Here is a 19,202-nt window from a genome sequence, read left to right on the forward strand (position 1 = left end):
CATGTTTGACCCCCTTTTGCTGGCGCTGATACTGGTATCCATCGCGACGGGCTTTTTCCTCGGATACCGTCAACGCAGGCAGTCGCAACGCCAACGGCAGGAAGGATCGCTCAATAGCGAATACTTTGTCGGTCTCAATTACCTGTTGAATGAGCAGACCGATGAGGCGATTGAGTCGTTCATAAAAGCGCTGGAAATTAACGCTGATACAATCGATACCTACATTGTGCTGGGGCGCTTATTCCGCCGTCGTGGAGAGATCGAAAAAGCGATTCAGGCGCATCAAGACCTTCTGGCCAGGCCAAGTCTCACCCGTGAGCAGGCTCTTCGCGTTCAGCTGGAGTTGGCGCATGACTACATTAAAGCGGGGTTGCTGGATCGTGGTGAGTCATTGCTTGAGGATATGTTGAAAACACCCTGGTCGGGAGCGGATGAGTCTGTGCAATTGCTCCTGTCGGTGTACGAGCAGGAAAAAGAGTGGCAGAAGGCGATTGATGTCATTCATCAGGCACAAGGTGTTGACAGTCATCGCTACCAGCATCAGCTGGCCCATTATCACTGCGAGCTGGCAGAGGCGGCGCTTGAAGGTAATGACGTGTTAACTGCCCGAAAGAACATTCGCCTGGCGTCTGCGCGGGATCGGGATAATGTGCGGGCAACATTGATTCTCGGCAGCCTTGAGTGCTCATTGAAAAACTATCGCGAATCTGCGCGTGTTCTACAGCGTATCTATCAACAAAATCCCCTGTTTATCTCGGAAAGTATTCCATTGCTTGAGCGCTGTTTTGAGGCGCTGTGGTCCAGTCGGGGATTGTCGGTTTATCTTGGTAAATGCCTGCGTGAGTATCCCTCCGCGGCGGTTGTTCTGGCTTCTGCCAGGTTGATTGCGCGACAGCAGGGGGATAAAGAAGCTGGAAGATTTATCGCTGAACAAATTGTCAAGCGGCCTTCATTGAAAGGGCTGAATGCGCTGATTGATCTCAATATTGAAAATACGGAAGGTCGTCCGCGACAAAATCTGATGTTGTTGCGAGAGCTAACGGGGCGCCTTCTTGACAGTAAACCTGTGTATCGTTGTACGCAGTGTGGCTTTGATGGAAAAACACTTCACTGGCACTGTCCGCGATGTCATGAGTGGGGCACTACCGAACCGATTATGGGTATTGAAGGAGAGTAAGTGAGTCGATATTCCCGATGGTTTGGCCAATAGTGTGGCGCCTTTTGTGGGCGATTTGCGCCCAGTCCTCAATGGTGTGTAGATGCATAGTAAAGTCCCATGTTGTATACTCGGCCAGAATTTTTCCCTCCTGTGCTTATATCTGAGAGATCGTATTACTCATGATTTCAACCACTTCATATTGCTCTTCCCCTGTCATAGTCGCCCTTGATTTTCCCGAGGCAGCGCCGGCGCTTGCCATGGCGGACAGGCTGGATCCCGCGATGTGTCGTGTAAAAGTGGGTAAGGAGTTGTTTACCTGCGCGGGGCCGGCGGTGGTTGAAGCGCTGCAGCACAAAGGCTTTGATGTTTTTCTTGATCTGAAATTTCACGACATCCCTAATACCACCAGTAAGGCGGTTGCTGCTGCGGCCAGGCTGGGCGTGTGGATGGTGAATGTGCATACATCGGGTGGCCGTCGAATGATGGAAGCCTGTCGTGAGGAGCTTGAGAAACTTCAGCTTGACCGGCTACCGTTGTTGATTGCCGTTACTGTGCTTACCAGTATGAGCGATGAAGAATTACTCGAAATTGGCTACCAATCTGGCGCAGCTGGAATGGTGCAGCATCTGGCTGCACTTGCAGCGAATAGCGGTATGGATGGTGTTGTATGCTCGGCGCAGGAAGCTGCGATGTTGAAACAGTCTCTTGGCGCTGGATTTAAATTGGTTACGCCGGGTATTCGTCCGGAAAATTCTGATGTAAATGACCAGTGTCGTATTGTAACGCCGGCCCGGGCTGTGCAGAATGGCAGTGATTACCTGGTTATTGGTCGGCCAGTGACACAGGCGAAAGAGCCGGTAGCCGTGCTGGAGGAGATCATCGCCAGCCTGAACTGAAACACAGGGAATTGACTCTTATGGATGAGTGGTATCTGTTACGCAGCAAGCCCCGGCAAGAGTTGCGGGCTATCGAAAACCTGGAGCGCCAGGGGTTTATTGCCTACTGTCCCATGCTGGAAAAAAAGAAAGCCAGGCCGGAACCGCTGTTTCCCGGCTATGTGTTTCTGCGCCACGAGGATTTTGAAGAGCACCCTGAGTTTGGCAAGATTCGTTCAACCCGCGGGGTTGGCGGGTTCGTAAAGTTTGGCGACGATTTTGCCAAGCTGCCCGATGACTTGGTGGATGGTATCCGGCGTCAGGAGGAACGGCTGGTTGGCTGCCCCCTGTTTGAGCCTGGTCAGCTGGTTGAGTTTGCCGATGGCCCTTTCAAGGATATGCAGGCGGTGTATCAGTATGAGAAGGGGGCAGACCGCTGCATGGTGCTGCTTTGCATTCTGAACAGTGAGCGTGTTGTTGAGACAGATATCGGTCGGTTGACAAAAGCCTGAGGTTTTTGCCTGTTAATTCGATGTCTTGTTATTGTGCGGTTCGCCAGCCATGCTGGCGGACCGGAAGCTTATCCTGCCTTCCTTGGGGAGTAATCCTTCAGGGGAACTGTTATTTCCATTCATCATTGTCAGATTTAATGATTTCAGGTCTGTATTGTCTGAAATCGGGATGGTCAAGTCTTAGCCGTAATACAACCGCCTTGATGCAGGAACTTTAAAATCCTATCTGGCGGGGGAAATATTTGAAACGGACAACTAATGACGCCTGTTGGGTGTCGTGACGGTCGTATAAATTCCGGCTGGCATGCTTATTTGGCGATATCTGTCAGAAATATAAACACGATTGCTATTATACTTCCGGCCAGTTTTGTTTTTGTTTATCAATCAGGCAGGTTCATGGCAATCAAGCTCTTTTCGGCAGGCGCAGATTATGAATCAGATCCGGACAAGGCCAATGATCGGCTGAATAAATGGGTAGATGAACTCCTGCCTCTTTATCAGGCATCGCCGGAATACGGAAAACTGTCCAAGGCTGACCGCAGGGATGGCGGTGAATGGTTCCGGTTGTTCATGGATCTCTATCTCAACTACATCGGCGGTCGGTTGGCGGACCTGGATGAGGAGAACGCCGAGGAAATCATGTGCGACCTGATTCCTCGCAAGCTTTTGTGCTCCGACAAGCAAGCTAAAACCATTGTGCCGGAGCTGGTCGCGTTCTGGCGTTTCCTGCAGCGTGCCCTTGCAGAGCAGAAACCCGCAAAGCGCCTGCGTCATGCTGACTCCGTGATCGCCTTTCTTGAAAGTATCCGGAAAGATTACCTCGCCATTTTCAAGGGAGCCTATGATGATGTCGAATTTGGTGCTTTTCCGGTGGAAGAAGAGGATATCCTGGGGCTGCTGGAATCCATGTTGCAATCGCAGCGGTCGCCAGCACAGTTGATTGAAGAAGCCGCGGGGCAGTTGTCAACCCTGCGTGATTCCCCAAGACCGCCCCTGGCGTGGATGGCGCTGTGTGAACCCGAGGGGTGTCAGGCGTTTGTTGACCATATCTGTCTCGAAGGTATGGATGACCAGCTGCCAGGCGCCGCTGAAGCGGTTGCGTTAATGTTGGGGTTTGTCCTGCAATCCCTGTTTTTCCGTATCCGTCAGGGGGAGGCGCCCATCGCTGATTTCTGGCGTGATATGGAGCACCACCTGATGCGGGCCCATGGTCAGGAACGCCTTCAGGCCAGCGGCGTGAACCTGCTGCTGGAAAAGTTGCAGGATTACCGGCAGTACCTGTCGCCTGAATTCATGGCGTTCATCCATGAGTGGTATTCGGAGGCGGCAGAACAATGGGGTGACGGCCAGGAATTTTCAGTGTCGGATCTTCACAATGCCTTCCTGAATGTGCTGGCCGATGTGCCGGATGAATTTGCCCTGGTGACGGCGATTGAGGGCCAGCTGGGTTTCCTGCCGCCGGAGGCATTCGGACAACTGGTTGGCATGTTGCTGGAACTCGACAATACGGATCTATACAACGCCCTGACGCTGATGGTGCTGGATGATAATACTGAATCCGCGAAAGCCGTAGCCGAACAGCTTTGCCAGACGCCCGGGAAACTGACGCCGATAGCCCTGAGTCGCCTGGTGCGCACCCGTAACTGGCTGGTGAAACCGGTTCGCGAGGCGGTGGATAGGCTGGTTCAGCAGGGGCGCAGGGCGGGCGTCGCGCCCGTTTCGCCTGAACCGGTGCCGGATCAGCGGTTTCGGCAGGTGCTGGTGTCCGGTGTTGATGGCGCTGGCGCCCAGGGTGTCATGATCGTGCTGGAGGAGGGGGCTCAGTTTCGCCTGCTCACCTGGGTGTTCAAGGAGCAGGTGGGGGTCGTGGATGTACTGGTAACACCGCCGGACTCCCTGTCGAAATTCAATCATTTCATCAAGTTGGCAAAGTCCGAGGCAGGGACGATGGAGAAGGTATCGCCAGACCTGATCCGAACGCTTCTGCCGGCGTTCCTGGCGCTGAACCTGGAGAGCCGTACGGCCATTGACCATGAGTTGGTGCAGGTGCTCGAGTTGCTGGGTCTGTCAGACTGGAATCCTGCGAAGACGGATATGACGTTTCTTGCCGAGCTGGACCAACAGGCAGCGCCCGATCCGGCGACGGTAGAAGCCGTACAGAAACGGTCGAAACAGTGGGTGAAAAGTGCCTTGGGGCAAAGCTGGTTCGAACACGGAGAAAAGGTGGACCGGATTGCTTGTAACCAGACCCGAACGATTGCGGACAGGCAACGGGATATTTGCCACGAAGTGCTTCAACCGCAACGCGCCATGTGGCGGGAGCGAATGGCGAGAATGACGCTCTGGGCTGAACATTCGGAGAGTTCGCGCAGGCGCAAGCAGGCTCAGGATTTCGCGGTTGTTGGCTGGCTGCTGGCCAAGGATGAGCCAATGGAAGACATTAGTTTGATGTGGGAAGTTGCCCGTCATTCCATGGACTGGTAACTCCATTCGGGCAGGTGCATAAGCAGAATATCAAAACGACTGCTGAGTGCGCGATATTCGCTTTTGCCCATGCTTTCGATTTGCTCAAGGATGTTGTCCATGTCCAGCGCCTCTGGTTTCCCTGCCGGATTAGTTCTGCCTGCTGCAATGTCCAGCTGTAAACGTCGGGCTGGTAAAGATTGGTGGCCATGTTATGCCTCCTGATGCTGACTGTGATCATTGATAATACTCGTTATGCAGGTGAAGGGTTGATATCAAGCCGGGTGGTCTGGTTGGTATGGTAGCGCCGATTGAAGAGGGTTGTATGTGGCTGAACGGCAAGAAACCCCGCGCGTCGAAATGATTGCATATTTCCACTACCGCTCATCCCGGTAACAGGTTACTTCATGCGTTCAAGTTGATGATGATCTTTTTGATCCGGCAGGCTGTTCTACACTCTGCTGCACCGGATAACAAACGCGGGGATTGCCAATGAATACTTCGCATCAACTGCAGGAACTGGATGGGCGCGTGATGGTGCTTGAGCGGTTTGAGCTGCGACGAGAGCAATACTACGACACACTCAACACCATGCTGGAGCATCAGCGCCTGATGCTGGATGAGCACGCTTTCCAGCTCGGGCGAATTGACAAAACACTCTACGACCACACGCTTCACTTTAAGGCGCTGGAAGAGCGCGCCGTCAAGCATGACGAGATTCTGCTCAACCTGAACAATCAGTTCGTCATTTTTAAAAATGAGGTAGAAATCCGTTTTGCCCAGATTGACCAGCGCTTCGAAGAAGTTGACCTGCGATTAGAGCGGATCGACCAGCAGCTTGAGGTGGTGCAGACCCGGATGGACGCCATGGAAGTCCGGATGGATTCGATGGAAACTCGAATGGGTGCCATGGAAAGCCGGATGGATTCAATGGAAGCTCGAATGGGTGACATAGAAGGCCGGATGGATTCGATGGAAACTCGCATGGGTGCCATAGAAAACCGTATGGACTCGATGGAAAACCGAATGGAAGCTATAGAAGGTCGCATGGATTCTATGCAAGCCCAGATAGACACCATGCAGGGTCAGATAGACATTATGCAGGGGCAGATTGTGACGTTGAATGATAATGTTGAGAAAATACTGGCTATAGTCTCCCGAGCGTAATCTACCTTGTATCCGTTTCTGTCATTTCCTTGCGGGTTGCTGGCGGATAAACTTAAAAAGGCCTGCAATGCAGGCCTTTCCGTTGTTTTTTCGTGCATTATCGGCGCAGGGCTTCGGCTTCCTGTTCAGGTGTCATTCCATGAAAAGATGCGGAGATGCCAGCCGCTGCTTCAGAATCTCTGCGCTGCTTTTCGCGGCGGTCTGTAATGGCGATCTGAATCAATACAACGAAGACGCCCAGCATGCCACCGAGTAAAACGCCCACGGCTACAATTAACTTTTTGTTTGGTTTGATGGGGGTGGCCGGGATCATGGCGGGTTCGTCAATTTCGACTGGTTTCAACTTGCTCAGGTCTATATCTATAGACTGCAACCGTTGAAGTTTCAGGTACAAGGGTATGACGCTGGGTAGCAGTATTTTTTCAGCGTCATCGGCTTTTGGTTCAGAAATAAAGCGGTGCTTATCCAATATTTGTCTTTGTTGTTCGAGTTTTTTTGTCAGTACATCGGTACCCAAAACGAATAGCGTGGACGGGCCGACGTTGGACAGTGTGTCTGTCACAAAGGTTTTGATCTTGCCTGCTTTCGCGACTTCCAGCGCTTGGGACAACAGCAGTTTTTCCGTGTTCGCGTTTTCTATGAACTGTTTTTCAATTCCGGCGATTTGCTGTTGCAAATGAACTTTTGTGAGCGAGTGTTCGGCTTTCAGGTTTTGGTAGAATTCCTCGGCTACTTCGTTCCTGGCCGCTGGGAGCAGAAAATCATTGATGAGACTGGCGGAGAATGCAGGATCCTTCGAGTCGTATGTGATGCTGATGTAATCGACGGCAGACTGCTTGAGGTTGGACTTCTGGATTTTTAGTGCTTTGGTGAATGCATTAAACCCGTTTTCAAGGGCCGCAGGCTGACTGGTGTCACCCGCTGTTTCGAGTGCCTGGGTTGCCAATCCGCTTTTGTTAAACACGGCGTGCAGGGTAGCTGGCGATGTCAGGTAGCGGTAATAAAGTGCATATGTCTCATCGGCAGGCGTGTTCGTAATACCAAATTCCTGTTGCCGCTGATGTAGCTGGGCCAAGTCGGCTGAAGATGGTTCATAAATACGCGTTTCCGCCTGCCAGGTTGGAGGCCAGAGCAGGGCGCCTGCCATTGCTGCCAGGGAAATCACGGCGGTAATCGCTATGATTGTGAACTTGCGACTCCAGAGTTTTTCAGCCAGCTCGAACAGGTCGACCACATCGTCATCCGGAATGTGGGGGGGGTAATTAGCCTGGTAGGCCGGGTTCGTGGGTGTGGTTATAGGGTTGGGCGCGTTCAAGGGGCTACCAATATGTCGCTGTCTGGAATAGGCCAAATGGCCGATATGTTAACGGGCGATCATAATAAATTTGTCGCCTGTATGAAAGCAGGAAGTGCTGTGCTTAAGCGGGTCACGTTCCCCACCTGTGATGCCTGTGCAGTGTTGCTTCCTCGACGGTGTAAAAAACTGCAGTTTACGTAGTAAGGAAAAAGGGAGTTACGGTCAGTTCTTCCAAGCCTGTTCTGTCAATGGAGTGACCCTTGCATCAAAGCCTGTTGATAAAAAATCCTTCCGACGCCAATGTCAAATTGCTGATGCTACGTAGCCCCATAAGAGTAAAAAACACGTTGAAAAATAGGGTGTTTTGCTGGTTGCCGAGGATTTCTGTCTGTAGAATGACCACCCAAATTTGAACAGATATACAGACAATGTGAGAGCGGCTGTCCAGCGAGAGTGTGAGTTGGCGGGCGGTAGCGTGTTTGCAGGAAAATTTGGTGGCGTAGCCACCTTTGTGGTTAAGTGACAGAAATATCAAACTAAAGCAGAGTGACAGGAGATAAACGTGACAGATCAGCAGGCTACTCGCTGGCAGCAACGTTTAGAAAATTACCAGAAAGCGCTCACGGTTCTGGAACGGGCAACAATAGCAACGCGTAACGCACCCGATGATGAGCTCTACGCGATTGCGTTGATACAATCATTCAAGTTTACTTGGGAGCTCGCATGGAAGGTGATGAAAGATTATCTCACCTATCAGGGTGTTGAATGTTTACCGGCTCCGCGTAGTGTCATCAAAATCGCCTATCTCCATGATTTGGTGGAAGACGGCCAATGCTGGATTGATATGTTGCAGGATCGTAACCTGATGTCCCATGTCTATGATATGGACAAAGCGCGTAGTGTGATTGAAGCCATCCAGAACCGTTACCTGACTGCCATGCAATCATTAAACGACTATCTGGTGGCGGCTGAATGAACCACGGTCTGCCAGCAGCGACGTTTGATCAGATTCTGGCCTGCCTGTCCCGCTTTCCCGAGATAGAAAAGGTCGTGTTGTTTGGCTCGCGTGCACTGGGGAACTATCGGCGGGGTTCCGATATTGACCTTGCTGTCTGGCTGCGTCCAGATGCTGCGCAATGTGTCGGAGCTGTCAGTCTGGCGTTGGATGAACTCCCAACCCCCTATTTGTTTGATGTTGTATTGTATTCTGAGATCAGCCATGCGCCGTTCAAAGCCCATATCGATAAACATGGTTTGCAAATTTATCCCTGAATGATGACGCTGCCTTAATCTCGTCTCACAGGCACAGGGCAAGATCATGAAAGGCCTTGCTATCACTGGCTTTGCAGGCAATTGACCATCGCCAACACTTTTTGTTTCTAGCCATGTTCTCATTCCCGGTGTGGAAATGGGAACACGTAAATGAATGCTTTCAGTTTGATAGAACAACTCTCCGTACTTCACGATCCTCGCCAGAGCTGGAAAGTGACACACTCTCTTTCCGACATCCTGCTGCTGACAATCTGTGCTGTTATAGCCGGTGCAGAAGGCTGGGAGGATATCGCTGATTTCGGCGAAGACCGCCTGGATTGGCTAAGACAATATGGTGATTTTGAGCATGGCGCACCGTCAGACGACACCATTGCCAGATCTGTCAGTGTCGTGAATCCCAGGGAAAGATCATGAAACCCCTTGCTATCACTGGGATTGAGGGAAATTTGAACGTCAATGAGCACTGTGATTTTGAGGTTGCCGACTCCAAAACCAACTTGGTCAGATAACAGGTAAATATTTGATTCAGTGATTGGTATTAGAAATGCCCCGTTATTCCTTGACACACAAGGGATAGCAAGAAATGTGGTGAAAATTATACAGTGTGTGATTAGTTGCTGAAGAGCATCGTTATATCCAGCTTGAGCCTAGTAATGGCGCGGGGTTTCATGATCTTGCCGTGTGCTTAATGGTCTCCGTATGAGCCACAGCATGCATAAAGCCTGAATGATAAGAAATCAGTTCTGATTTTATAAGTTTGTGTCAATCCAATATTTTGAAGTAAAGGAATTTCTGTATGGAAATTGAAAACCAGTTGATTGAAAAGATACAACAAAAAACAGCTGTTATCGGCATAGTCGGACTTGGCTACGTTGGTCTGCCCCTGATGTTGCGTTATGTTGAAGAGGGTTACAAAGTTCTCGGTATTGATATTGATCAGAGTAAGGTTGATAAGCTCAATGATGGAATCAGCTATATAGAACACATCCCATCAGAAGGGATTTTGGCCGCGGTTAATAATGGACTTTTTAGTGCAACCACAGATTTTTCAGAAGCTACAAATGCTGATTCTTTAATTCTGTGCGTACCAACCCCTTTGAATAAGTATCGTGAGCCGGACTTGAGCTATGTGCTGGATACTACAGATGCCTTGATTCCTTATCTTCGTAAGGGGCATGTATTGTCGCTTGAAAGCACCACTTACCCAGGCACTACCGAAGAAGAGTTACTGCCAAGAATGGAAAAAGCGGGTCTTACAATCGGTGAAGATGCATTTCTGATTTACTCGCCAGAACGTGAAGACCCTGCCAACCCTGATTTTGAAACCAGAACCATCCCCAAGGTGTGTGGAGGCCATACGCCCGCCTGTCAGAGCGTTGGTGTAGCCCTTTATGAAGCAGCTATAGACAAAGTAGTGCCGGTATCATCAACTAAAGCCGCAGAAATGACCAAGTTGCTGGAAAACATTCACCGGGCTGTCAATATCGGTTTGGTGAATGAAATGAAAATCGTGGCTGATCGTATGGGTATTGATATTCATGAAGTCATCAGCGCTGCTGCGACAAAACCTTTTGGTTTTACACCCTACTACCCTGGCCCGGGTCTGGGTGGTCACTGTATTCCTATTGATCCATTTTATTTAACCTGGAAGGCTCGGGAATACGGCCTGCACACCCGCTTTATCGAACTTGCCGGTGAAATCAACGCCTACATGCCCCGGTTTGTTGTAGATAAACTGACCGATGCATTAAACCTGCGAGGCAAGGCCATTAACGGCAGTAAAATTCTGGTACTGGGCATTGCTTACAAAAAGAATGTGGACGATATGAGGGAATCGCCTGCGGTAGAATTGATGGAGCGGTTGGTGAAGAAAGGGGCAGTGGTCGAGTATTCGGATCCTCATGTGCCGGAATTCCCTGAAATGCGGGAACACAGCTTTGACCTGAGCAGTGTTGAATTAACACCCCAAACGGTAGCCGGTTACGACTGCGTACTGCTGGCAACAGACCATAGTGCGTTTGACTACCCAATGATTGGGCAATATGCACAACTGTTGGTAGACACTCGTGGTAAGTTTCTGGAACCCGCGGATAATATTGTCAAGGCCTGAGGAATCGCAATGTATCCCAAAATAACGGGCAGAAAAATCCGTCAGGCTATTGTGGGCTGTGGCCGTATATCTGGCAAACATGTCGAGGCGATCAGGCAGCACAGGGAAGATATTGAACTGGTTGCCGTATGTGATATTGACCCGGAAGCTCTGGAACGGGCCAAGAACGAATATAATGTTCCTGGCTATCGTAAACTGGAAGATTTGCTGGCCAATGAACAGCTGGATGTCGTGGCGCTATGCACGCCCAGCGGTTTACATCCCGATCAGGCTATTTTGGCCGCTAATGCCGGTGTGCATGTTATCAGCGAAAAACCCATGGCCACCCGCTGGGCCGATGGTTTGCGTATGGTTAAAGGTTGTGATGATGCCGGTGTCCGGCTGTTTATCGTCAAGCAAAACAGACGCAACACAACGCTTCAGCTGTTAAAGCGGGCGGTGGATGAACAGCGATTCGGCAAAATCCATATGGTTCACCTCAATGTTTTCTGGACCCGCCCACAGGAATATTATGACCGCGCCAAATGGTGCGGCACTTGGGAGCTGGATGGCGGAGCCTTTATGAACCAGGCCAGCCATTACGTAGACCTGATGGAATGGCTGATTGGTCCTGTAGCCGATGTACAGTGCATGACTTCAACCCATCGGAATATCGAGGTAGAAGATACCGGAGTAATGAATGTCCGCTGGCGCAATGGTGCCCTTGGTTCCATGGCCGTTACCATGTGCACCTACCCAAAAAACCTGGAGGGTTCCATCACCATACTGGGGGAAAATGGCACAGTTAAAGTTGGCGGCGTTGCGGTCAATGAAATTCAGGAGTGGAACTTTGCCGAATCTGCTCCCTATGATGCAGAGATTTCTGCAGCCAACTATGAGACCACTTCAGTCTACGGCTTTGGCCATCCTCTCTATTACAAAAATGTAATCGATACCTTGCGAGGCGAAGCTGAGCCGGAAACTGATGGGCGGGAGGGGTTAAAATCCCTTGAGCTATTAATAGCGGGCTACCTCTCAGCGCGAGATGGCAAAACCATCTCCCTGCCCCTGGAGTACTGAGGGATGACAGAAAAAACATATATTGCCCATGAAAGCGCCATTATTGACGAAGGCGCCCAGATAGGCGCAGGTACACGCATCTGGCACTGGGTGCATATCTGCCCAATGGCGCAAATCGGTGAATCCTGTTCCCTTGGTCAGAATGTGTTTGTGGGCAACAAGGTCAGCATTGGTAATAACGTTAAAATCCAGAACAATGTTTCAGTGTACGACAATGTCTCTCTCGAAGACGATGTGTTCTGCGGTCCAAGTATGGTGTTTACCAATGTTTATAATCCTCGCTCTGCCATTAGCCGGAAAGATGAATATCGCGAAACACTGGTAAGGCAGGGGGCAACTCTGGGCGCTAACTGCACCATTGTCTGCGGCATTACCATTGGCCGCTATGCATTTATTGGTGCTGGTGCTGTTGTTAATAAAAATGTGCCCGACTATGCGCTGATGGCGGGCGTACCTGCAAAACATATTGGCTGGATAAGTGAATACGGTGAGCGTTTGGATTTGCCGCTGCAAGGTGAAGGTGAGTGCGTTTGTCCTCACACCCAAATCACCTATCGCTTGAAGAACGGCCAAGTCTTAAAAGTTTGATTATTTAATCCTCCAACGGCACGAAGTGCACAAAGAAAAGTTTTTAAACTTTGTGCTCTTCGTGTGCATTATGGTTCAACGTCTTGTTTAGTGAATTACATGGAATTTATTGATTTAAAAGCCCAGTACCGTCGTATCGAAGAAGATATTAATCGTCGTATAAAAGCTGTGCTTGAACACGGTAAATATATTCTTGGCCCTGAAGTTGTTGAACTGGAAGAAAAACTGGCAGATTATGTTGGGGTCAAGCATTGTATCTCTGTTGCTAACGGAACAGATGCCCTTCAAATTGCCTTGATGGCATTGGGTATCAAACCAGGCGATGAAGTCATTACGCCGGCTTTTTCCTACATTGCAACAGCTGAAACCTCAGCATTGCTGGGGGCAAAACTGATTTATGTGGATGTAGACCCGAAAACCTATAATCTTGATCCATCCCTGTTGGAAGCAGCCATTACTGAACGAACAAAGGCAATTATTCCTGTCTCTCTTTACGGTCAGTGCGCTGACTTTGATGCGATTAATGAAATTGCAGGTAAATATAATATTCCTGTGATTGAAGACGGAGCTCAGAGTTTTGGTGCAACTTATAAAGGCCGAAAGTCCTGTAGCTTAAGCACTATTGGCTGTACCAGCTTTTTCCCCTCAAAGCCTTTGGGTTGCTATGGGGATGGTGGTGCCATGTTTACCAATGATGATGAGCTTGCTGTGATACTTCGCCAGATTGCACGCCATGGTCAGGATCGGCGTTATCATCATATTCGTGTTGGTGTAAATAGTCGGTTAGATACTCTTCAGGCAGCCGTATTGTTAAGTAAATTAAAGGTGTTTGACGACGAGGTTGCGGCTCGTATAAAAGTAGGAAAACGATATACAGAATTGCTAAAAACAAACACTGATATTGTTACACCTTTCATTGAGTCTCATAATACTAGCGTTTACGCGCAGTACACTGTACAGGTTAAAGATCGTGAATCTTTTCAGGCATCTTTACAAGACTCTGGAATTCCCACCTCTGTGCACTATCCGCTGCCACTTAACTTGCAGCCAGCCGTAGCAGATAGTACCGTCTATCTTCCAGTGGGGGAGGAGTTGGCTAAAAGAGTTATTAGTCTGCCATTTCATCCATATTTAACAAAAGATGAACAAAAGAGTATTGTGGCTAGACTGATAATTTAGAGAACAATATGAAACCCTTGATGGCTTGGGGCAGGGAGAAGGCATAAAATCCCTCGCTACTACTGATTTCAAAGCGAATTTCAGGCTAGTTAATATAGCTTAATACGGCATCGACTTTTGGTTCTACTTATTCAAGGATAAATAATGAGTCGCACATAATAAAATGCATTTGGTTTGATAGTGAACTTTTTCATCCTTCAGGATTTCCGTTGGCCATGGAAAGATGATCATACACTGACTAATACCAAGGGCTTTCGTGCGTTTCTCTGCGTCACAGACGAAGTCGAATTGGAATCAGCGTCTGCAGTTCTGGCATAGGTAGCGTTATAATCCTGATTCAGCTTTATCGTTTTTCACCACGCTATCTGTCAAGCTGCAGTGTATACAAGCGACTTGAAGAGTGGCCATAGAAAATATGTAAAATACCAGTCGAGCCAAGCGTTCAGATGTAGGGGTTCAATGCATTTGATTTGTGATCCGCAGACTGGTATTTCAGCAAAACATAATGATTAAACTCAAGAATGAATTTGCGAGAAATGTCGCAACCTTAATGACGGGAACGGTATTAGCTCAAGCTATACCGATCGCTGTCAGTCCAATATTGTCACGCCTGTATAGCCCTGAGGATTTCGGGGTATTTGCGTTATATGGTGCTGTAGTTGCCATCGCTGGTATGTTGGCTACCGGTCGGTATGAACAGGCGATAATGCTGCCTCAAGATGATGGTGAGGCTGTAAGCATTATGAAGCTTTCTTTAGGGATTGTTGTCAGTGTTGCGCTTGCCTCATTGTTTGTAGTGTCCTTTTTTAACGCAGATCTGACTAACCTCCTAGGTACTGAATATATATCTGGCTGGTTGTACTTATTGCCGATTAGCATCTTGGTTGTAGGGTGCTATCAGAACTTTTATTACTGGAATAATAGGAAGAAGAAGTTTAGATACCTTGCTTCCTCTAAAGTAATTCAAAGCGGTGGTACAGCCGGAGTTCAGCTTGCTACAGCTGCAGTTAAAGGGGTGGGCTTTGGGTTGATATCTGGTGTGTTGATCGGTCAATTTGTGAGTCTGTTAAACCTGATTAGAAGTGGTGAAAAGGGTCAGGCTAAATTGATTGGGCAGGTGCCCAAGGAGCGAGTGCTATTTAATGCCAGGAAATATATAAAGTTTCCCTTGTTTGATTCTCTTTCCGCAATTCTGAATATGTCCACATCTCATCTCCAGAACATAGTATTAGTCGCTTCGTTTGGCGCGGCAGTGGCGGGTGTGTATTCACTGGTGCTGAGAGTTTTGGTATTTCCGTTGTCTTTTGTTAGTAGCGCACTGCTTGACGTGTTGCGGGATCGGTTTGTGTCGGATTACCGGGAGTTTGGTAATACCAGGGTTATGTTTAAAAAAGTGTTCTTGGGTCTGGCATTGATTGGTCTGGCTCCGTTAATTGTTTTGATGCTGTGGGCAGAGCCTCTTTTTGCATTTGTTTTTGGGGATGCTTGGCGAGAAGCAGGAGTTTATGCGGGTATCTTGGCTCCCATGTTTTATGTTCGATTTATATATAGCCCACTGAGTTACATGGTCTATGTGGCTCAAAAACAAGAGTGGGATATATTAGGGAATGCGTTATTATTTGTTTCGTTGATGGTTGCTGGTTTGCTTGCCGAAACGCCAATTGAATTTGTGACAATTATTTCGTATTCGTTTGGCTGTGTATATTTGCTGTATTTGTTATTTGCAGCAAAGTTGTCAAAAGCAATTTGACTGCTTGAGTTGCTATTGTTTTAGTGTCATTGAGAGTGTTTGCGATGGTGAAGGGGAATATTGGCATTATTGACTATCAAGTGGGGAATTTGGGATCGATTGTAAATATCGTAAAGCGCATTGGAGGAAATCCGGTGCTTATTAATGATCCAGATTTGATAGTTAAGGCTGATAGGGTTTTACTTCCCGGAGTGGGGGCATTTGATCATGGTATGAATGCACTCAATAGGCAGGGAATGTCCGAGGCGATTTTTGATGTAATAAAAAAGGGGATACCTCTTCTGGGTATTTGCTTAGGAATGCAGCTGCTACTGGACGGGAGTGAGGAAGGTGGGCTTCCTGGTTTATCTGTTGTGCGTGGTGTAGCGAAGAAATTTGACAACTTGCCCGATTCTATGAAAGTGCCTCATATGGGTTGGAATACAGTCTCGGTGAGTGGCTCAAGTCTACTAAGTGATAAAATCGAACAGCGATTTTACTTTGTTCACTCATACTTTGTGGATTGTGATGATTCTGTTGTGACCGGGTTGACTAGCTATTCGAAGAGCTTCGTGTCAATGTTTGAAAAAGAGAATGTTTTTGGAGTTCAATTTCATCCAGAGAAGAGCCACAAGTTTGGAATGGCACTGTTTGATAATTTTTTGAAGATGTAATCATTCATGTTGAGAACTAGAGTAATTCCTTGTTTGTTGCTAAAAGGGCAGAAGCTGGTTAAAACGGTTGGGTTTGATAATCCTGGATATGTTGGAGATCCGAGGAATGCAGTAAAGATATTTAACGAAAAAGAAGTTGATGAATTACTTTTAGTTGATATTGATGCGAGTAGAAGAGGGGGTGGGCCTAATTTTTCATTGATCAGTGAGGTGGTTAGTGAAGCATTTATGCCTGTCTGTTATGGGGGCGGAGTTCGGTCTTTGGATGATGCTCGAAAGCTGTTTAATATAGGCATTGAGAAGGTTTGCGTTCAAACTTCTGCAATATTTTCCTTTGAGTTGGTGTCTGATCTTGCTGCGCAATTCGGCAATCAAAGTGTCGTTGTTTCAATTGATTTGAAAAAAAACCTCTTTGGAAAACCGAAGCTCTATTCATCGTCAGCGAAAAAAATCCTAAAAACGTCGTGGGAAGACTTTTTGGTGAGAGCGGTCACTGCTGGTGCCGGGGAGGTGCTACTCAACTCTGTAGATAAAGATGGAAAAATGTCAGGATATGATTTGAAGGAGATCTCTAAAGCATCCGAAATTTGTGATGTGCCGCTGATCGCATTAGGGGGGGCCGGATGTGTAGATGATTTTGTGAAGGCAGTTAAAGCAGGCGCCTCTGCCGTGTCGGCAGGGAGCATGTTTGTATATCAAGGTCCGCACAAGGCGGTGCTGATTAGCTATCCGCCCTATGGGCAGCTGGAAGAATTATTGAGTGAGAATTAATGGCATGAGTGTTCAAGTGTGTAATCGGTGCGTAATGGATACTTCGGCGCCGTCCATTACATTTGATGATGCTGGTATCTGTAATTTTTGCTCCAGTTACCTGGAGCGGTTGGAGACGATGCAAGGTGCTGAGGCGCGTTCGCAGCAGCTGAAGGCACTGGTAAGCCGGATTAAGTCTGAAGGGAAAGGTAAAGAATATGACTGTATCATTGGGGTGAGTGGGGGAGTCGACAGTACCTACGTCGCTTATCTTGTGAAACAGTTAGGTTTAAGACCGCTTGCAGTGCATCTGGATAATGGATGGAATTCAGAGCTGGCGGTTTCGAATATCGAGAAGATTCTCACCAGATTGAATATAGATCTGTACACTCATGTAATTGATTGGGACGAGTTTCGCGATCTGCAAATGTCCTTTCTGAAGGCGTCTACACCTGGGATGGAGATTCCGTCAGATCATGCGATTTACGCAGTGTTGAACAGGATGGCTGCGCGCTACAAGGTAAGGTATATCATTAATGGCTCCAATTTTAAGATGGAATATATTATGGAGCCTGGCTGGTCAGAGATGGTCGGTCAGATGGACTGGAAGTTGATTAAAAATGTCCACAAGCAATATGGCAAGGTGAAACTTAAAACCTATCCTTATTTCTCTCGTAAAGATCTATACCTTTCCCGGTTTGTGAATAGATGCTCTGTGGTAAATATTCTCGACTATGTTGATTTTTCCAAAAAAGAGGCAATGAAGGTCATTCAAGATGAGCTTGGCTGGGTTTACTACGGCGGGAAGCACTACGAGTCGATTTATACTCGGTTTACCCAAGCTTATATACAGCCACGAAAGTTTAATATTGATAAGAGAAAAGCGCATTACTCCAACTTGATTTGCATGGGGGAGATGACGCGTGACGAAGCGTTAGTGGCGTTGAAGGAAGATGCCTATCCCGATGCATCTATGAAGGATCAGGATCTTCAGTTCTTCAAGAAGAAAATGGCGATTTCAGACGAAGAATTTAATATGTTGATGAAGCAGCCGGTTAAGTCCTACAAGGACTACAAGGGGTACTTCAACAGCGTACTACATGATTGGTTGTACAAGCTTGCGTTGAAAGTGCATTTTCATCTGAAGGATAAAGGTTTTTATGGAAAGCGTTAAGCGTAAGGTGCTTTATGTTTCGGGCTTCTGGTCCGGTGTGAAGCCTTTTTTTCTTGAGGGAAACTCTCAGCCTAAGGGTATGCCTGCGTTCTTTAACACTCTTTTGGCGATGGCGGACGATGATCGATTCGACGTTATTGACATCTTCTTTTTTGGGTCGGGTGTACCATCGACTTTTAAAGTGCCTGATCAGTATCGCTCAAAGATCAATGCAAGAGGATTTGGTTACAAAGGGATATTGGATTTTTTCGCTGTTGCGATAAGGTTGTTATGCGCCTTGCTGAAAGTGTGCAGTAAAGGAAAGGTCGATGTGCTCTATGGTCATGGACCGGCCGGCGCTATGGTAGGGGTGGTGTCTCTGATAAACCGTGTACCGAATGTAAGACGTATATACGGCTCTTTTCTTATTGACGAGATAAAGTCTTCTAAGATCAGCTTGTTTATCAAGCATCCGTTGGAGTATCTGTCTTTTTCGTTGCCTGCCAAAGCGGTCGTGATTACAAATGATGGTACGCATGGTGACAAGGTGTACCAGAAGATTGGTTCTCGACGGTCCCCACTCTTTTTCTGGTTGAATGGTGTAGAGAAGGTCAATGATGTTCTTCCTTCGAGTGAGTTTATTCGCGAAAAGTTTGACCTTTCTGGTAGGCAATATGCGTGCTACGTGGCGCGCTTTGACCACTGGAAAAGGCAGGATGTCGTTGTTAAGGCAATGCAGGAGGTTATAGATTCCGGTCTTGAACTTGATATGGTTCTGGTGGGACCAGTCTACAACAGAGAGTTTTATCAGGGGCTAAATGAATTTGCAGAGAGTCATGGATTGCAGGAACGAGTGCACTTCATTCCTGGCGTGGAAAAAAAGGAGGCTTTGGCACTGATTCGAGATGCTAAGGTAAGCCTGTCTTTTTACAATATTTCGAACTTGGGTAACGTTTTCCTGGAAACCATGATGTTGGGCACGCCAATTCTTGCTCAGAATATCAATGGATCACTAGCGGCAGTGCCTAATGTGGCGTATATGGAGCCTGAGTCTGTTGATGCTGTGGGTATTGCCAAGGCTTTGCAGGTTCTGGTTGCTGATATGGCTCTGGTAGAGCGGCAGGTGACGGCAGCTAAAGAGTTTGCATTGAATGGTTTGTTAACCTGGGAGGAACGCTGTGAAAAGGAATTGGAACTTCTCTTATAAGGTTTGTA

At 48.0% G+C, this 19,202-nt stretch carries 18 protein-coding genes and 1 pseudogene; 17 read left to right on the forward strand and 2 right to left on the reverse strand.

The genetic code is table 11. The annotated features are described in order from the left end of the window. The first annotated feature begins 1 nt into the window (after window position 1). The 4 genes from lapB to AC27K1_RS15080 all read left to right on the forward strand — a co-directional run bounded on the left by lapB (window position 2) and on the right by AC27K1_RS15080 (window position 5,030). On the forward strand, window positions 2-1,177 hold the full coding sequence (lapB, locus tag AC27K1_RS15065; RefSeq protein ID WP_487151638.1) for a lipopolysaccharide assembly protein LapB: 1,176 nt from the start codon (window positions 2-4) through the stop codon (window positions 1,175-1,177). A 161-nt stretch (window positions 1,178-1,338) separates the two neighbouring features. Continuing rightward, window positions 1,339-2,055 (forward strand): orotidine-5'-phosphate decarboxylase, encoded by a 717-nt coding sequence (pyrF, locus tag AC27K1_RS15070; protein ID WP_487151639.1) that lies wholly within the window; start codon window positions 1,339-1,341, stop codon window positions 2,053-2,055. Window positions 2,056-2,075: 20 nt separating this feature from the next. After that, entirely contained in the window at window positions 2,076-2,546 is a 471-nt protein-coding gene (locus AC27K1_RS15075) for a transcription termination/antitermination NusG family protein (protein ID WP_487151640.1), read from the forward strand. Between the two features lie 396 nt (window positions 2,547-2,942). Beyond that, window positions 2,943-5,030 carry a hypothetical protein gene (locus tag AC27K1_RS15080; protein WP_487151641.1) on the forward strand — a complete coding sequence of 696 codons (2,088 nt, stop codon included), beginning with the start codon at window positions 2,943-2,945 and terminating at the stop codon, window positions 5,028-5,030. On the opposite strand, the gene AC27K1_RS15085 is transcribed toward AC27K1_RS15080, so the two are convergent. Continuing rightward, window positions 5,012-5,131, reverse strand: a complete 120-nt coding sequence (locus tag AC27K1_RS15085) for a DUF29 family protein (RefSeq protein WP_487151642.1) — start codon at window positions 5,129-5,131, stop codon at window positions 5,012-5,014. The two genes, AC27K1_RS15080 and AC27K1_RS15085, sit on opposite strands and share 19 nt — an antisense overlap. A gap of 370 nt (window positions 5,132-5,501) precedes the next feature. On the opposite strand from AC27K1_RS15085, the gene AC27K1_RS15090 reads away from it, so the two are divergent. Next, window positions 5,502-6,176, forward strand: a complete 675-nt coding sequence (locus tag AC27K1_RS15090; protein ID WP_487151643.1) for a tropomyosin — start codon at window positions 5,502-5,504, stop codon at window positions 6,174-6,176. 97 nt (window positions 6,177-6,273) lie between these two features. Here the strand turns inward: AC27K1_RS15090 and AC27K1_RS15095 are convergent, their stop codons facing one another. After that, complete coding sequence (locus AC27K1_RS15095) at window positions 6,274-7,410, reverse strand: Wzz/FepE/Etk N-terminal domain-containing protein (RefSeq protein WP_487151644.1); 1,137 nt, start codon at window positions 7,408-7,410, stop codon at window positions 6,274-6,276. A 625-nt stretch (window positions 7,411-8,035) separates the two neighbouring features. Here AC27K1_RS15095 and AC27K1_RS15100 point away from each other — a divergent pair. The 12 genes and pseudogenes from AC27K1_RS15100 to AC27K1_RS15155 all read left to right on the forward strand — a co-directional run bounded on the left by AC27K1_RS15100 (window position 8,036) and on the right by AC27K1_RS15155 (window position 19,194). Further along, a complete protein-coding gene (locus tag AC27K1_RS15100; protein WP_487151645.1) occupies window positions 8,036-8,449 on the forward strand; it encodes a nucleotidyltransferase substrate binding protein in 414 nt (137 codons plus the stop codon). Next, complete coding sequence (locus AC27K1_RS15105) at window positions 8,446-8,745, forward strand: nucleotidyltransferase domain-containing protein (RefSeq protein WP_487151646.1); 300 nt, start codon at window positions 8,446-8,448, stop codon at window positions 8,743-8,745. The genes AC27K1_RS15100 and AC27K1_RS15105 overlap by 4 nt, the downstream gene beginning before the upstream one ends. Window positions 8,746-8,895: 150 nt before the next feature. Beyond that, window positions 8,896-9,144, forward strand: a pseudogene (locus tag AC27K1_RS15110) (transposase family protein); the annotation flags it as partial. 397 nt (window positions 9,145-9,541) lie between these two features. Continuing rightward, window positions 9,542-10,855, forward strand: a complete 1,314-nt coding sequence (locus AC27K1_RS15115; RefSeq protein ID WP_487151647.1) for a nucleotide sugar dehydrogenase — start codon at window positions 9,542-9,544, stop codon at window positions 10,853-10,855. Between the two features lie 9 nt (window positions 10,856-10,864). Beyond that, a complete protein-coding gene (locus AC27K1_RS15120) occupies window positions 10,865-11,914 on the forward strand; it encodes a Gfo/Idh/MocA family protein (protein WP_487151648.1) in 1,050 nt (349 codons plus the stop codon). Between the two features lie 3 nt (window positions 11,915-11,917). Then, the gene (locus AC27K1_RS15125) at window positions 11,918-12,502 is read left to right on the forward strand and encodes an acyltransferase (protein WP_487151649.1); all 585 of its coding nucleotides are present in this window, start codon (window positions 11,918-11,920) and stop codon (window positions 12,500-12,502) included. Window positions 12,503-12,601: 99 nt separating this feature from the next. Beyond that, window positions 12,602-13,681 (forward strand): DegT/DnrJ/EryC1/StrS family aminotransferase, encoded by a 1,080-nt coding sequence (locus AC27K1_RS15130; protein WP_487151650.1) that lies wholly within the window; start codon window positions 12,602-12,604, stop codon window positions 13,679-13,681. A 505-nt stretch (window positions 13,682-14,186) separates the two neighbouring features. Next, on the forward strand, window positions 14,187-15,431 hold the full coding sequence (locus AC27K1_RS15135; RefSeq protein WP_487151651.1) for a lipopolysaccharide biosynthesis protein: 1,245 nt from the start codon (window positions 14,187-14,189) through the stop codon (window positions 15,429-15,431). Between the two features lie 44 nt (window positions 15,432-15,475). Next, window positions 15,476-16,084: an imidazole glycerol phosphate synthase subunit HisH gene (gene hisH, locus AC27K1_RS15140; protein WP_487151652.1), complete on the forward strand. Its 609-nt coding sequence runs from the start codon at window positions 15,476-15,478 to the stop codon at window positions 16,082-16,084. A 6-nt stretch (window positions 16,085-16,090) separates the two neighbouring features. Further along, the gene (locus tag AC27K1_RS15145) at window positions 16,091-16,855 is read left to right on the forward strand and encodes an AglZ/HisF2 family acetamidino modification protein (protein ID WP_487151653.1); all 765 of its coding nucleotides are present in this window, start codon (window positions 16,091-16,093) and stop codon (window positions 16,853-16,855) included. A gap of 4 nt (window positions 16,856-16,859) precedes the next feature. Further along, on the forward strand, window positions 16,860-18,008 hold the full coding sequence (locus tag AC27K1_RS15150; protein WP_487151654.1) for an N-acetyl sugar amidotransferase: 1,149 nt from the start codon (window positions 16,860-16,862) through the stop codon (window positions 18,006-18,008). Then, window positions 17,995-19,194: a glycosyltransferase family 4 protein gene (locus AC27K1_RS15155; protein ID WP_487151655.1), complete on the forward strand. Its 1,200-nt coding sequence runs from the start codon at window positions 17,995-17,997 to the stop codon at window positions 19,192-19,194. Before AC27K1_RS15150 ends, AC27K1_RS15155 begins: the two co-directional genes overlap by 14 nt. Window positions 19,195-19,202 lie beyond the last annotated feature (8 nt).

The organism is Kistimonas ophiarachnellae, from assembly GCF_057552235.1.